Annotated in this window: 12 protein-coding genes; 4 read left to right on the top strand and 8 right to left on the bottom strand. The window is 59.9% G+C overall.

Annotation, left to right across the window (positions count from 1 at the left end):
* Positions 1-70 precede the first annotated feature (70 nt).
* Together AB9L16_RS25905 and AB9L16_RS25900 are read right to left on the bottom strand one after the other, a co-directional pair.
* On the bottom strand, positions 71-2,260 hold the full coding sequence (locus AB9L16_RS25905) for an autotransporter domain-containing protein (protein WP_375122893.1): 2,190 nt from the start codon (positions 2,258-2,260) through the stop codon (positions 71-73).
* Positions 2,163-2,450 (bottom strand): hypothetical protein, encoded by a 288-nt coding sequence (locus tag AB9L16_RS25900; protein WP_375123787.1) that lies wholly within the window; start codon positions 2,448-2,450, stop codon positions 2,163-2,165. Before AB9L16_RS25900 ends, AB9L16_RS25905 begins: the two co-directional genes overlap by 98 nt.
* A gap of 179 nt (positions 2,451-2,629) precedes the next feature.
* On the opposite strand from AB9L16_RS25900, the gene AB9L16_RS25895 reads away from it, so the two are divergent.
* Positions 2,630-3,979 carry a HipA domain-containing protein gene (locus tag AB9L16_RS25895; RefSeq protein ID WP_252887032.1) on the top strand — a complete coding sequence of 450 codons (1,350 nt, stop codon included), beginning with the start codon at positions 2,630-2,632 and terminating at the stop codon, positions 3,977-3,979.
* A complete protein-coding gene (locus AB9L16_RS25890; RefSeq protein ID WP_041476582.1) occupies positions 3,976-4,254 on the top strand; it encodes a helix-turn-helix domain-containing protein in 279 nt (92 codons plus the stop codon). Before AB9L16_RS25895 ends, AB9L16_RS25890 begins: the two co-directional genes overlap by 4 nt.
* 7 nt (positions 4,255-4,261) lie before the next feature.
* On the opposite strand, the gene AB9L16_RS25885 is transcribed toward AB9L16_RS25890, so the two are convergent.
* Together AB9L16_RS25885 and AB9L16_RS25880 are read right to left on the bottom strand one after the other, a co-directional pair.
* Entirely contained in the window at positions 4,262-5,098 is an 837-nt protein-coding gene (locus AB9L16_RS25885; RefSeq protein ID WP_056790962.1) for an amino acid ABC transporter permease, read from the bottom strand.
* Positions 5,095-5,913: an ABC transporter substrate-binding protein gene (locus AB9L16_RS25880; protein WP_016772458.1), complete on the bottom strand. Its 819-nt coding sequence runs from the start codon at positions 5,911-5,913 to the stop codon at positions 5,095-5,097. The genes AB9L16_RS25885 and AB9L16_RS25880 overlap by 4 nt, the downstream gene beginning before the upstream one ends.
* A 113-nt stretch (positions 5,914-6,026) precedes the next feature.
* On the opposite strand from AB9L16_RS25880, the gene AB9L16_RS25875 reads away from it, so the two are divergent.
* Entirely contained in the window at positions 6,027-6,929 is a 903-nt protein-coding gene (locus tag AB9L16_RS25875) for a homocysteine S-methyltransferase family protein (RefSeq protein WP_375122892.1), read from the top strand.
* A gap of 122 nt (positions 6,930-7,051) precedes the next feature.
* Here the strand turns inward: AB9L16_RS25875 and AB9L16_RS25870 are convergent, their stop codons facing one another.
* The 3 genes from AB9L16_RS25870 to AB9L16_RS25860 are packed head-to-tail and all read right to left on the bottom strand — an operon-like array spanning position 7,052 to position 8,816.
* On the bottom strand, positions 7,052-7,723 hold the full coding sequence (locus AB9L16_RS25870) for a GNAT family N-acetyltransferase (RefSeq protein WP_375122890.1): 672 nt from the start codon (positions 7,721-7,723) through the stop codon (positions 7,052-7,054).
* 12 nt (positions 7,724-7,735) lie between these two features.
* Complete coding sequence (locus tag AB9L16_RS25865; protein WP_236167797.1) at positions 7,736-8,182, bottom strand: GNAT family N-acetyltransferase; 447 nt, start codon at positions 8,180-8,182, stop codon at positions 7,736-7,738.
* A gap of 10 nt (positions 8,183-8,192) precedes the next feature.
* The gene (locus AB9L16_RS25860; protein WP_252868487.1) at positions 8,193-8,816 is read right to left on the bottom strand and encodes an FMN-binding negative transcriptional regulator; all 624 of its coding nucleotides are present in this window, start codon (positions 8,814-8,816) and stop codon (positions 8,193-8,195) included.
* A gap of 93 nt (positions 8,817-8,909) precedes the next feature.
* Here AB9L16_RS25860 and AB9L16_RS25855 point away from each other — a divergent pair, with 93 nt between their 5' ends.
* Positions 8,910-10,460, top strand: a complete 1,551-nt coding sequence (locus AB9L16_RS25855) for a PLP-dependent aminotransferase family protein (protein ID WP_375122889.1) — start codon at positions 8,910-8,912, stop codon at positions 10,458-10,460.
* Here AB9L16_RS25855 and AB9L16_RS25850 read toward each other — a convergent pair.
* On the bottom strand, positions 10,417-15,021 hold the full coding sequence (locus tag AB9L16_RS25850; RefSeq protein ID WP_375122887.1) for a dermonecrotic toxin domain-containing protein: 4,605 nt from the start codon (positions 15,019-15,021) through the stop codon (positions 10,417-10,419). The two genes, AB9L16_RS25855 and AB9L16_RS25850, sit on opposite strands and share 44 nt — an antisense overlap.
* Between the last annotated feature and the right edge of the window lie 92 nt (positions 15,022-15,113).

Raw genomic sequence — 15,113 nt, 5'->3', positions numbered from 1 at the left:
CAATAGCATCTTTGTATGATGCACCGCTTTCGCGAGCAGGCTCGCTCCCACAGGAGGCGTGCTTAATGCATCAGAACGCCATGCGCCATTGACCCGCCACGCCATACGATCGGCTGTCATTACCCAGCTCACCCGTTAAGCCCACGCCCAGTGTGTGCGCCGCCGATAGACCAAGGTCGAGCCCCGCATCCACCGCGAGGCTGTTCCGATCCAGTGTCGCCCCGGTCACTTCAAAGCGCTTGCCGCCCTTGCGCAGTTGCTGGCGGGTGTCGCTGTCGATCGCGCCGAAGCTATGTTTCCAGCCTGCGCTCAAGCGCGGGGTCAAATGCATGCCGTTATCCAGCGTATTGATCTGCGCAAGCCGCAGGCCAAAGGTGCTGCTGAAGTTGTCGCGGGTCTGGCCGTAGACTTTCAGTGCCGCGTCGCCGCCCTTTTCGTTGTAGCTGTCGCGCTGATAGCGCTGATAGCCGAGGCTGGCGTAGGGCTCGAGGGTTAAGCGATCCCGGCCCAGATTGAACCCGGCCTCGGCAAATGCTTGCTGAGTATTGGCGTTGTAATTGCCCTTGAGACGATCGCTGAAACCCTTGAACGCTACCCGCCGTGTGCTGCTGCCGTCATGGCTGGCGTAGGTCGCGCCGAGACGCAGCGACAGCGGGCCGTCCTGACGCACGGCATAGGCACCGAGGTGCCAGCTGTCGAGGTCGCCGTCGTACTGGCGGGCATCGAGTTTCGTCTGCGATTTGCCGCCAAGCAGGCCGACATGCCAGTGCTCATCGAGTCGCCAGTCAGCGCCCACGACCAGTCCTTGCGTGGCATGTTGGAGGATGCCGTCAGCGTCGCGGTCAACCTTGCCGCCGTGGCCCAGCGCCTGAACCCACACCCGTCCGGAGTCTTCGTTGCCTGCGGCCTGACGCGATGAACTGCGCGAGCCGTCAGTAGAGCCGGAACGGTTGTCCAGTTGGCGCATCGCCGAGAGCATGCTCGTACTGACCGGCGTGATACTGCTCAGCGTGGCTTTGGCGAGGTTGGCATTGCTGCCTGCGGCGAGTTGATCGAGCGCGATGGGTGCGGTGGTTTTATCGCTGGTCAGCAGTGCGGCGACGGCGGTGTTAATGGGCTTTGCAGGCTCCGACGCGGGCTGTGCGGTGGTTTGTGCAGTTACGATTTCGTCGGGTATCGATGATTCCACCGATGCGGAGTCTTCAATCAAGGTCGCAACTGAGGTCAGGGCGGGGGCTGGAGTTGCGATCCCCGCTGTCATTGAAGCTGGAGCGGGCGTTGTCGCGATCGGTACAGCGGGAGAAGTCGGCTGCTCTGGCTCGATAATACTTCCTGCAAGTGCGCCTGCATTTTCTGTAGGAGCGAGGCTTTCAAGCGGTTCACCATTGCGAGCGTAAGTCAGCCCAACCGATTTCTTGTTGTATTGAGCCGTGGCCGTCATATACGCCAGATCGTTCTCGATCCGGCCAAACTCGCCTTTCACCTCACGGGCTTCGATGATTTTGTATTGGCTGCTCTGCGGATATTCTCCGGGAGCCGAAACAATCTTCAGGGTGGCACCTTCGAGTTGGGCGGTGCCATCGACCTTGATCGTCTGACCACCAGCGGGAGTGACCTCGTAAGCCAATTCGGCGCCAGGCGCCAAGTGCAAATTACCCTTCACTCGTGGTGCGCCAAGCGCTGCATTGACGGTGAGCAGCCCACCCACCTCAAGATTTCCCACCGTGCCTTTACCGGCGAAACTGCCGCCATTCTGGACATACACATCACCCTTGATGCTGCCGAGGTTGGTCAACGCTCCACCGCTGTCGACCAGAACACCTTCATGGAAATCGCCTTTGGAGCTCAATGTCCAGTCGCCTTGGGCGACGAATAACCCATTGAAGTTGCGCGTGTCGTTCAACGTGCCGCCATCCGCAGCATTCAGGAACAACACGTTATCGCCCTTGCCGCCATCCAGCCGGCCAGTGAAGCTTGCCCCGTCTGCAAGGGTGATCAAGTCGTTGACTTCAGTCCCTTTGAACACGGCTTCCGGTGTCGTAAAGGTAATCGGCACTGTGCTCGCGTCGTTGAGAAAACCCTGGAGCCGTTCCAAAGCCTGTTGCTTGGGGTTGGCTTCGGGCTGCTCCGTCGTTTCCATGCTTGGGGGCTGCTCGATTGCTTCAGTGGATTGCTCGGCGTTCGCCAGCGCTACGCCACCCAGCGCCAATGAAATAGCCAGAGCCAGGTGTTTTGGTGCGAATAGGTGTTGAGTGGGCATCAGGTTCGATTTCCGTATCGAGAAAATCCAACTCTATTGCTGCCTGAAAAAAACCGATGTCGGCCGCTTCCCACATCCACGCAGGCGACATCGGATCGTTCTGTGGAAAATCCTCACTGGATTTCGCAAACAATTCTTTTGCGCGGCGCCACTTGTTCTTTTTCCTACAGCTTTCGCTTGAAGACGGCATTTTTATCAGCGTGAAGTTAAATGCTTGTCTGCATTATTTTGCATTTGGTAAGTCAGTAGCGAGCGCTAATGTGCATTTAGTTGCAGATTTGGGGCGTCTTTGGCTGCCAGAATGCACTATATTGCAATTGTCGAAGATTTCTCTTTCTTGAAACGCATTAAAATGCACACGGAATCAACATGTACAACCTGACACTCCAGATCTTCACCGCTGGGCAATGGCACGACGCGATGATTCTTGACTTCGATGATCCGGAAAAAGGCTTCGAAAGCCGCTGCAGTTTTGGCTATGAAGCGGACTATCTGGTGGAAAACATCGAGTTGATCGGGTCGCCTTTTTCCCAAGCCGTGAGTGCCCTGTATCCGCTGGATTGGGAAGGTCGGCGCGCGAAGACGCCGGCCTTTGTCCACGACATCGCACCGGCAGGCGCAGCCAAGCGGTTTCTACTCGCCCGCCTGGGTCAGGAAAGACCCGCCGAGATCAGCGCCGATCTCTTTCTGCTGGGTCGCAGTACACCGGCACCCATTGGCAACATGCGAATAAAGGAATCGGCGGAAGCAGTCGATGACAGGAAGCCGATCGGATTCAAGCGCGAGGAGGTCATTAGCCGCGACAACCGCTTTCTTGAATATGCCTACGAGCTGGGCGCGGCCATCGGTGGCGCGACGGGGGCAGGTGGGGAAGCTCCGAAGCTCTTACTGGCAGAGAACAGCGCCGGGCTTCTGTATCCCGATGCGGTATTGGACGATGAAGAAGTGCGACAGCACTGGTTCGTGAAATTCGCCAGAAACAGGGGCGGGCAGACCGACCAGGACATCCTGCGCAGCGAATTCCATTACTACAAAGCGCTGCAGACATTGGGCATCGCAACCGTCGCGGCAGAAGGCCTGGCCTTGGAAGAGGCGACCAAACCGAGTTTGTGGATGCGGCGTTTTGATCGACAAGTGAAAGATGGGGCGGTGTCGCGTTTCGCCGTCGAATCGATTTATTCGCTGGCTGAAGTGACGACGCCAGGCAGCGCCATGAATCATCTGGAAGTGATCCGCATGCTCGCCGGGCTCTGGAGCAAAGCGGGTCAGGCCAGCCAGATTCCCGGCCTCGTCGCCGATTATCTGCGTCGCGACCTGATCAATAAAATCCTCGGAAACTCAGATAACCACGGTCGTAACACGGCGATCATCCGGCAAGAGAACGCTTTCCAGCTCGCGCCGATTTATGACCTCGCCCCGATGGTCATGGATGACGAAGGCGTGACGCGTACGACCAAATGGCCAAAAGAGTTGGAGCGGGCGGGAGATGTCGATTGGCGAGGTGTCTGCCGCGTATTGGCCGATAACGCAGATCCGCACGATTCGTTGGCGGGGCTGGATGCCTCTGCGCTGTTCGAAGGCCTGCGCGCGGATGCCCGCCGTCTGGCCGCACTGCCGGATATTCTTGCGGCCAGCGGTTTGCCCGCCAGAACCATGAATCACCCGAGCGTTCACCTGAAAAACCTCGAGCAACGTTTGAAAGAGTGGGACCTGCAATGAGTCTGACCGTCCTCGAGCGCACGGCGCTCATCGAAAGCATTCAGCAATCACTGGCCGAAGGCACTCTGGAAATCGGTGACGCCGTGCGCCGTTTACGGGTCGAAGTCACCGGTCTGCATCAGACCCAGTTCGCGAAGATGTGCAAGATTTCTGTGCGCACGCTGGTGCATATCGAACATGGCGAAGGCAATCAGACCCTGAAGTCGCTGAACGCGGTGTTCCGCCCATTCGGCATGAAAATGGGCGTAGTGCGGATTCGCCGGGACACCATTTGAATGCACCTCAACTACGGCGCACATACGCCTTGCCGAAATGCCGCTCCATCCGTGCCTGAATCAGCTCCAGCCCGATCGACATCAGCCAGTAGATGATCGCCGCCGTGGTGAGCATTTCGATGTAGCGATAGCTTGAGCGCCCGTAGGACTGGGCGAGAAACATCACTTCCCAGACGCCCATTACCGAGATCAGCGACGAGTCCTTGAGCATCGAGATGAACTGGTTGGTGGTCGGCGGGATAATCGTGCGCATGGCCTGGGGCAGGGTGATGCGCCAGAAGATCACGCTTTCGCGCAGGCCCAGCGCCAGGGATGCTTCGCGTTGGCCGTGATCGACGCCGAGGATGCCGGCGCGGAAGATTTCGCTCAGGTAGGCGCCATAGTTCAGCGACAGGGCAATGATGCCGGCGACGATGGCGCCGGGGACGATGCCCAGTTGCGGCAGGCCGAGGTAGATCAGCAGGATCTGGATCAGCAATGGCGTGCCGCGAAAGAACGAGGTGTAGAAACTGGCGATGCCAAACGCCACGGCGCTGCTCGACAGGCGCGCCAGCGCGGTGATGAAACCGAGCAGCGACGAGGCGATGATCGAGCAGGCGCACAGAAACAGGGTCAGCGCTGCGCCTTGCAGGAAGCCGTTTGGCGCCAGCTTCAGGCCAACGAGGTTGGGCAGTTTGTCGAGGATGATCGCGAACTTCAGGTCGAAGCTGAGGAAGAATCCGGCGAACAGGCAGAACAGCGCCGCCCACGTCAGGTACAGGCGCGTGCGGAAACCAAAGAGCTTTTGCAGGCGTGTTTCAGCCACCGGTTGCGGTGGCTGTGGCGGGGTCGGAAAAGAAGTCATTGGCTGATATCGGCGCCGATCCATTTCTGCGACAGCTTGCTCAGGGTGCCGTCCTGTTTCAGTTGTGCGAACACCTCGCGTACCTTGGCGTCCCATTGCGGGTCACCCTTTTCGATGGCCACCGAGTTCGGTTCCGAGTACAGCGGTTCGCCGGCCAATTTGAAGCGCTGATCCTGATTCAGGCGCGGCTGTGCGGTGACCAGATTGGTAAGGATTGCATCCAGGCGCACGCCGGCGCCCAGGCCCAGATCCTGGAAGGCGACGTTGTCGGTGTCATAAGGAGCGATCTGCACATCCTCGAACGGATACTGCAACTGCGTATCCTCGGCGCCTTCGATCACCAGATTTTTGTTCAGATAACTTTCGTAGCTGGAGGCGCTGGTCAGGCCGACCTTTTTGCCGCTCAGATCCTTGGCGCTGTGGATGCGATCGTCCTTGGCATTGACCACGATTACCGCTGGCGAGGCGTAGTACTCGACCGGGAAGTCGAACACTTCTGCGCGGGCCTTGCTCGGGGTCATCGAGCAGATGCAGATGTCGTATCGTCCGCTCCAGCGACCGGCGGCGATCACGTCCCAGGACGGCGTTTCAAGACGAAGTTTGACGCCAAGCTTGTCAGCCACCGCTTTGGCAACGTCGACATCGAAACCGTCGAGTTGATTCTGCTCATTGAGAAACGAGAAGGGTGGATAGCTTTCCATGAGCACGCCGACCAGCTCTTTTTTCTGTTCGACGCGGTCCAGCGTCGCGCCGCCGAAGGCTTGGGTGGAGGCCAGAATGGTCAGGCCCAGGGCCAATAGCGGTTGGAGTTTCACAGTCGATTCCTGTTGAAAAAAGAGGTTGTTATTAACCGAGTGGTGCGTATTAAATAGTTATAAGAACGACTCTGATAGTGAGTTATTTTCATAAGCATATGAGTGAAAAGCATATGGGCGCAGCAAGTACGGTCATTCTCGATGGCGGCATGGGCCGTGAACTGCAACGCGCCGGGGCGCCATTTCGCCAGCCCGAGTGGTCGGCACTGGCGCTGAGCGAAGCGCCGCAGGCGGTCGAGGCGGTGCATGCCGCTTACATCAACAGCGGCGCCGACGTGATCACCAGCAACAGTTACGCGGTGGTGCCGTTTCACATTGGCGAGGCGCGCTTTGCGGCTGAAGGCCAGGCGCTTGCGGCACTGGCGGGGGAGTTGGCGCGGCGGGCGGTGCAGGCATCCGGCAAGCCAGTGCGTGTTGCCGGTTCGTTGCCGCCGCTGTTTGGTTCGTATCGTCCGGATCTGTTCGAAGCGGATCGCGTGAGCGAGCTGCTGACGCCGCTGGTCAATGGGCTGGCCTCGCATGTTGATCTGTGGCTGGCGGAAACCCAGAGTTCGATTATCGAGGCACGCGCCATTCACGCCGGGCTGCCGAAGGACGGCAAACCGTTCTGGCTGTCATTCACTCTCAAGGATGAAGACACCGATGAAGTGCCACGCCTGCGCTCCGGTGAGCCGGTAGCCGAAGCGGCTGCGGTGGCGGCTGAACTCGGCGTCGAAACCCTGCTGTTCAACTGCAGTCAGCCTGAAGTGATTGGCGCAGCAATCGACGCGGCGCGCGCAACCTTTGAGCGTCTCGGCGTCATGATCAATATCGGCGCGTATGCCAACGCGTTTCCTCCGCAACCGAAAGAAGCCACGGCCAACGACGGCCTCGACCCGTTGCGTGACGATCTCGATCCGCCGGGGTATCTGCACTGGGCGCTGGACTGGCAACAGCGCGGCGCCAGTCATCTGGGTGGCTGCTGCGGGATCGGCCCGGAGCACATTGCGGTGCTGGCGCAAGAACTGCGTTGTTAAGAAAGACCCCGCCCATTGTGGGAGCGAGCCTGCTCGCGAAAGCGGTCAGTCAGTCAACATCTGCGGTGACTGACACACCGCCTTCGCGAGCAGGCTCGCTCCCACAGGGGTATCCGTGAAGTTCAGCTACGGCATTCGGCCAGACCTTTGAGTTGGCCAGCAGGCGTCTGGTTTTCATCGCTCAGCCAGCGCTCGAATCCCGCATCGATCGCCGGCCATTCCGCATCCAGAATCGAATACCACGCGGTGTCGCGGTTCTGCCCCTTGACCACCATGTGCTGGCGAAACACGCCTTCGAAGCTGAAGCCCAGACGCTCGGCCGCGTATTTGGAGCGGGCGTTGCCGTTGTTGCACTTCCATTCCAGGCGCCGGTAACCCAGCTCGAACGAATATTTGGCCAGCAGGTACACCGCCTCGGTGCTTTTCGGCGAGCGCTGCATTGGCGCACCGAAAGTGACGTGGCCGATTTCGATGCGGCCCTGCGCCGGGACGATCGACATCAGGCTGAGGATGCCTTGGACCTGACCAGTCGCACGGTCGATGATGCTGAAGAAATACGGGTCGCTGTTGGCCGCATGATTGTTCAGCCAGTCGTTGAACGCGCAGCGCTCGCGAAACGGACCGTAAGGCAGATAATCCCAAAGCTTCGGATCGGCACCCGGCCCTTCGAGGGCGGCGTAAAGCTCATCGCCATGACGCGCCGGGTCGAGTTTTTCCAGACGAATGAAACGGCCCTCGAGCAGGGTGGCGGAGGGGGCGGGGACGCCTTTCCAGTCAGCGAGTGAAGCAGTCATGTGCGCGTCTCCTTAAAGGGCTTTACGAAACTGGATGAATCCCGGACGTTCGGCAATGCGCTCGTAGAGCTGGATCGCCGTGGCGTTGGTTTCATGGGTCAGCCAGTGGACTTTGCAGCAACCATCGGCCTTGGCGGTAGCGTAGACATGCTCGATCAACAGCCGACCGACACCGGTGCCACGGGCTTCCGGCACCACCAGCAGATCCTGCAAATAGCAGGAATTTTCGATGCTCCAGTTCGAGCGATGATAGATGTAATGCACCATGCCCAATGCTTTGCCATCGGCCCACGCGAGGGCGGCGTGGGTCGGTTCATTCGGGTCGAGAAAGCGCTGCCAGGTGCTCTGGGTGACGGCGTCCGGCAGTTCGGTGTTGTAGAAGCGCAAATAGGCTTGCCACAACGGCAGCCAGGCATCGTGGTCGTCGGCGCTGACCTGGCGAATGTCGATCTCAGTCATGGTGATTTCCTTAGCGCATCAAGCGGGCGAGGGTTTGATCGTTGGCGTCGGGGCTGGCGGCGAGGCCTTCGCGCACGCCGGCAATGTCTTCAGCGCTGCGGTTCTGGCTGAGCTTGCGTTTGCCTTCGAGGCGGTCGATGGGAATGGCAAACCCGACGATGGCCTTGAGCATGCCGTCGATGTATTCGGCTGGCGCATCGTCCACTGACCATGGCTGGGCGCGGCCCGCTTCGTGACGGTCAGTGAGGGTGCTGACAATGTCGAGCAACCGGCCGCCATCACTGAAGGTCTCGGCCTGGCCGTAGGCGTGCACGGCGATGTAGTTCCAGGTCGGCACGACCTTGCCGTGCTCGGCCTTGCTCGGATAGAAGCCCGGGCTTACGTAGGCGTCTGGTCCGGCGAAGATCAACATCGCCTCGGCGCCGTCACGCAGGTCTTTCCATTGCGGATTGGCCTTGGCCAGATGCCCGTAGAGCGTGCCGTATTCGCCCTGTTCGCGATGCAGCAGCACCGGCACGTGGCTGGCTTGGAGTCCGTTCTCACCGTGGCTGACCAGAATGGCCAGGCGCGTGGCGAGGATCAGTTCGTGCAGTTGGGACAAGTCTTCGATGGCAAAGGCGCGTGGCGTGTACATGGACAGATTTTCCTTGGCGAATGCCTGCATCCTAGGCAGGCTATTGGTTCGTTGTAAGAGCCATTGCCGAGCCATTTCATAGGTCCATTCGCCATGCCTGATCTGCCACCCTTGTCGATGCCTTTCAATCCGGCCGGAATCGAACTCGATCGCCGTCAGGGCCTGAGTCGCCAGCTCTATCAGTCTTTGCGCCTGCGGGTGCTTGATGGACGTCTGGCCAGTGGCACGCGATTGCCGGCCAGCCGTGACCTGGCCTCGGCGCTGGGCATTTCCCGTAACAGCGTGGTGCGCGCCTACGATCAGTTGTATGCCGAGGGCTTTATCGAAGGGCGCGTCGGCGACGGTACTTACGTGGCGCAATTGGCTCAGACAGCCACGTCGAAGAAAAAAATATCCACAAATTCATCCACAGGCTTGTCAACAGGCTTACCCACAGCCTTATCCACAAATTGGCTGGATTTACCTGTGAATTCATCCAGCAAAGTTATCCACAGTGGTGGCTTTTCTCGCATTGAAAAGCACCATTTACCTCGACCACCGAGCGGTCCGCCGCGCGCTTTTCGGGTGGGTGTGCCTGCATTTGATCTGTTCCCGTTCGAGGTCTGGGCCAAGCTGAACGCGGCTTTCTGGCGTAAACCGGATCTGCAGCAGCTGTGTTACGGCGACCCAGCCGGTGACGCGCGGCTGCGCGGCATGATCGCTGCCTATCTGCGCAGCTCGCGGGGCATGCAGTGCGCCGCTGAGCAAATTGTGATCACCAGTGGCGCACAGCAGGGCATCAGCCTTTGTGCACAGTTACTGGTCGAGCCGGGGGACGGTGTGGCGATCGAGAATCCGGGCTATCGCGCCGCCGGGCATGCCTTCGCTGTGGCGGGGGCGAAATTGCATGGGGTGGCGGTAGATAGCGACGGTATCGATTGCAGCGCCATGGCCCGGCTCAGCGATTGTCGGGTGGCTTATGTCACGCCGTCTCATCAGTACCCGACCGGAGTGGTGATGAGTCTGGCCCGGCGTCTGGAATTGCTCGCCTGGGCCGAGCGGGTCGGCGGCTGGATCGTCGAAGACGATTACGACGGCGAGTACCGCTACACCGGCGCACCCCTGGCGCCGTTGGCCGCACTTGATCGTCAGGGGCGTGTGCTCTACGTCGGCACCTTCGGCAAGGTCGCTTTTCCGGCGTTACGCCTTGGTTATCTGGTGCTGCCGCCAGCGCTGGTCGACGCGTTTGCGCAACGCCGCGCCGTCGATGTGCGGCACTCGGAGGTCAGCACCCAAGCGGTGATGGCCGAATTCATGGCTGCCGGGCATTTCCAGCGACATATCCGTCGCATGCGCCGGGCTGCGCTGAGCCGGCGCAACTGCCTGCTCGAAGGCTGGCCGATGATCGCCGGTGTCGGTCAGTTGCCCGCCGTGTCGGCCGGGCTGCACCTGACCGTCGCCGTGGACAGCATCGCGCGCGAGCAGCAATTGATCGCTCAGGCCGCTGATGTCGATGTCGAAATCAACGGCCTGAGCAGCTACTGGTTACCCGACTCGACTACGCCCATGGATCAGCGCGCCGGCCTGGTGCTGGGTTTTGCCGCCGTACCAGAGCCTGCGATCAAAGCGGCGCTGTCGCGTCTGCGGCAGGCTTGGAGAGATTGAAGAACAGCGTTTCGGCGCTGCGAGTGGAAATTTCGCTGCGATGGATTTCTATCAGCCTCTGATTATCCACACCCGTTATTTCGGCGACGCCCCCCATGCGGTGCTGAGCGAGCGTTTTCATATGTCCACGCACAAATGCACCAACGGGCGCGTCGACGCTGCTGTAATGGAAATGCGCATAGCAGAGGACCTTGTCGGTATGCGCATCACGAATCTGATACTCGTCGAGAAAATCGTTCTGATGGCGCCTCAGACGCCGTCGGGTCAGGGTTTTCGAGATGCTCACTTCGCCCTTGTCCTTGAGCCACTCGACCCCGGCAGCTGTTGGCAGTTGTTGCTTGACCAGGCGGATTCGCGTGCTGGTGCCTTTTTGCTCCAGTGTCGTAGCCGCAGCGTCGAGCTTGTGGTTGAGCTCTTCGGACGGTTCATGCAGAGCAGCGGTGAGGTTACTCGCCGTCAGCGCTTCATCGATCGCCGCACCGGCTTTGCGCAACAGGGCGGCGTGGTTGTGGTATTCCTCTTCGACCTCCACTGGAATGCGCGAGCCGCGTTTGAGACGCGCCTCGATGCGCCGATGAAACGCCGCCAGCCCGTCGATCAATGCCTGCCCTTCGCTGATGCTCTTGTTGAGGTTGGGCCTGGCTTTAGGCAACGGTGCAGGCCGTGCACTCTGCTCGACCCAGATACCTGGCGATTCCTCCTTGAATGTCGCGATCACTCTCGTCAGCGCCGTACCGACTTCGACCAGATCGGTGTTCTTGCCGTCGAGGCTTTTTTTCCGCTGGCCGACCAGGGTGCCCTTGTTGCGTGTCTTGATGATCTGCCGATTCGAAGCTGACGTTGCGGGTCTCGACGGACCGGCTTGCGGCACCAGTAGATGCCGGTAGCGCAACAGATCGGCGAGTCGATTGTCGGCGCTTTCCTTGAATGCGACCACGCGCGCCTGCAACTGCTTGAGTCGCTCCGTGTGTATGTGTTCGGAATATTCACTCGCCAGGTCATCGAAACGCTTGTCCACGGAAGCGAACTGTTCGCTCACCTGACTCAGGGCGTCGATGCGTATGCGCAGATCACTGAGGCTTTCATCGGCGCTCAGGTCCCGCGAACTCTGAACGTTCAGCGCAGCATCTTCGAACAGACTGGCCAGCGCTTGTTGTGCCTCGACATGAGCGGTGGAATCGCCGGGTTTGATGCAGGTGTACTGGCCGAGACTGATCTGCAGAGTCTTCAGATCATCCAGCGGGTAGGGCGCCAGGCTGATGTTGTATTTCTGCTTTATCTCCAGGCCATCAGGTCCCAGCCTGGTCAGTTCATCCAGGCAGGCTTCAGCCGACTCCATTTTCTCGATAATGGTTTGAGTGGCATCGTTCAACTGTTCGAACGCAGAGGTGACCGCCTGCGATTCGCCGCGCAGTTCGTCGTCCAGTATCGCCTGCACCCTCAGTACGCGTTGCTGGTAATCCGAAGCGTTATTACTGAGCCACTCCTGCCCCAGAAACAACTGCATGTCCAATCGCTCCGGCATGACCGTGCGGTAGTTGGGAATCGATTGCTTGCAGTTGAGTGTCTTGATCAGCTGAATGTTCGCGGCATATTCGTTGTGCTGTGAATCGAGCGTGGCGAGGTACTGCGCAAGCGCTTGTTCGCGTGCCTGCGCAGGGGCATCGCGCAGGCTGTTGCGTTCGGTATCGAGAAGGCTGCCTTTGCTCTCCATCGTCAAATCGAACGCGGTGATCTGCTCGGACAATACGGCCACCTCCTGGTTTTTTTTGCCTTGCGCCACCTTGCGCCCGTCCTCCAGCCCGCCTCCGCGCAGGCGCAAACGCAGATCTATCACCCATTGGCCATTGGCGGTATAGGCAAGCCTGGGCCCGGCTGGTCGGGTGGGCTGACGCGTATCGACGATGTGCACATCGCCATGCGCGTTGCGCGCGACTTCGAACCAGCGCTCACCGACCCGGGCGTACCATTTGTCTGCGTGGGCGTAGAGGTCTCGGTACGCGCCTTCCCGGGTGGCTGCGCCAAGGGCTTGGGGCTTGCCGACCTCGAACCCGTCCAACAGCGTGGCGAGTGCCGTCGGGGATCGCTTCAGCGCCGTGATGCTGTCGATTGATGTGCCATGGAATTGGGTTAATTGCGGGCCGGTGATATCGGGCTGGCGCAGCGCTTTGACGATTCTGGCGGCAGGTCTGGTCGTCGCTGGGTCCTCTTCGAGCTCCGTGGCCACGGGTGTCGATGGCGCATCGCCCACCGCCGCACGGTGGGCGAGCACCATGCCCAGCGCCAGGAGAATATCGGCGATGGCCGTCCAGGCGATCTTCCCCGATTGCTCGTTGGCGCCGTCGGTGATTTCCTGCAGATCATCCATGATCTGCCAGATCCACGCCGCTGTGCCTACGCTGCGGCCCAGGAACGGCAGCGCGGCATTGAGCATCACCCAGCCGCCCTGTTTCAGCGAGGCCCAGCGTGCTTCGGCATCGGAGACCGACTGCCGGTCGGCTTGAGTGACAAGCGCCTTGACGTTGCGTTCGTGCAGGGTTGCGAGGACATCGCTGGCGATCACCTTAGTGCCCAGCGCGACCGCGCCTGACATATCCAGCGCAGTGGTCGGATTGATCATCAGTTGCGGGATCGTCCACACCGACGGCAGCCTGGCGGTGAAGACGAACTGGCTGTAATTGAAGCGCACATCGTCCGGCAACCAGGCCAGTACCGAGTCACGCAAATGTCGCGAATGCTGGATCGCAAAAAGCAGATTCGCGGGCCCCGGATATTGCAGCAGAGTCTTGTCAAACAGTGGTCGATACAGCACGCACGGCCCTTTGTCGGCATCGCGAGGGCCTATGACATACATGTTGTCGACAGTGTCTGCGGTGGAGCGGCTGCGATGAGCGACGAAGGCCAATGGGCGAATGACGATTTCCTCGCCATCGACGTAGCGTTCCGCGCCAGTGGTGGCGAATGCGGCGACCACGTATCGATAACCCGATTCATCGAGGCCGGCTCTACCCCGGATCTTGTGCTGCAACGCCAGCAATGGCAGCTCAATGCGCAGCTGACTGGTGTAGAGCCCTTGCAACAGCGGCGCTTGCACGGGGTCGTCTAGCAGCATGGCCTTGAGATGCGCCGGGTAGGTCTTGCCGATGTCGACCGTGCTGACCAGTTTTTCCAGAAAAGTCGCGCTCATCCACTCGGGTACCGGGCTGCCATCCTTGTACCGCACAGTCTTGTTGCCCAACGGCAGGCCTGCGAGGTTTTGCAGGGCAAGCTCGGTCAGCGTCCATGTCTGAGCCTGAGTATTTCCCGGCAATACAAACGTGCCCCAGACCACGAGACTGGTGATGGTGATTTCGATGTTGTCGATGTTCACGTCTTTGGCGCCGGGCTGCTCCTTGAGAATCTGTTTGATCAGCGCTGCACGAGTGAACGCCTGCAGGCTGGTGATTTCGCTTTGAAAGGATTTGCCGTTGTTTTCGTGCTGCAGCGTTGTCAGATCCAGCAGGTGCCGGCTGTAACGCGTCTGATCCATGGGCAGTGCGTCGTTCAGCCAGTCCGGAAGCATCGGCTGCAAACGCTCGAAGTGCGCTTCGAGGCGCGGTGTCGGTTGAGCCGGTTTGCCGGCCGTGCCGGTATGCGGATAGACGCGTTTACCAGGGGAATCCTGAAAAAAACTGATTTCGCCCAAGGCATCTGCTTCCATGGAAATCAGCGTGCACGCCTGCTGGTCGAAGAAATTGCCCTGGGGTTCGACCAGCCGCCACTTGAGATCTTCGCCCGAGACGCTTGCGCCATATATCCGCAGCAGAGCCTCGCCGAGTTCCTCCAGTGAGTCGAAACGCTGAAAGCCCTGGGTGACCGCGTGGGTGAGAATCAACTTGCGGTCTGCGATTGTGCCGATCACTACTGCGGCATCGACCAGGGTCAAGTGCGATGGCTTGTCGGAGCTACCGCGATCGAGGTCAATCAGATATGCCTTTGCCGAGTACGGGGCGGGGGCCAGGCGTTGTTGCGGGTCGGGCTGTTTGAAAATCGCCCGGGCCATGGCGATCTCGTCAGCGTCCCAGCCGACGCTGGCATCGACGTTCCACAGGTTGCGCAGTGCCTCGGACAACTGCTGCCAGCGCGGTTGCCCGGGGTAGGTGAACTCGTCCCAGTATTCGACGTGCTGCTCCTTGTAGGCGATGAACAGCAGTGGCGCCAGTTCGTTGAGCAACAGGCCGATGGCATCGATCTTTACCGGCAGATGCGCGGGTGCGGGCATGCCGGGTTGCAGGGTCAGATAATGCTCGCCATCAAGGTACGTCACCGTGGTGCCGGACAGGCCGAGCCGCACCAGGGCGTTGGTCAGCGATCCAGCCTGATACCCGTCGGGTACGACTCGACCATCCACAATGGCCCAGGTGGGTTGCACGACCATCGCCAGACGCGGGTCTATGTCGAGATTCGGATACAGCGTCTTGAGGGCATCGCGCAGCGTTTTTGAAGCGACTTCCTGCAGTGAGGGGCCAGTAACCAGCTGAGTCACGATATCGACGGCACTGGCTTTGGGAATGGCGGTCATGGTGGTTTCCTGCTCTGTCGGGACGCCGCAAGGGCGGCGGAGCAGGGCAAGTTAAAAGGCGCAACAGCGACCCGTGCGGTAGATAAAGCTGC

This window comes from Pseudomonas sp. LW8 (genome assembly GCF_041956865.1).
In the GTDB taxonomy this organism is placed as follows: Bacteria; Pseudomonadota; Gammaproteobacteria; order Pseudomonadales; family Pseudomonadaceae; genus Aquipseudomonas; species Aquipseudomonas siliginis.
Note: the sequence above shows the minus strand (reverse complement) of the source record. Positions and strands in the feature narration are given on the sequence as shown.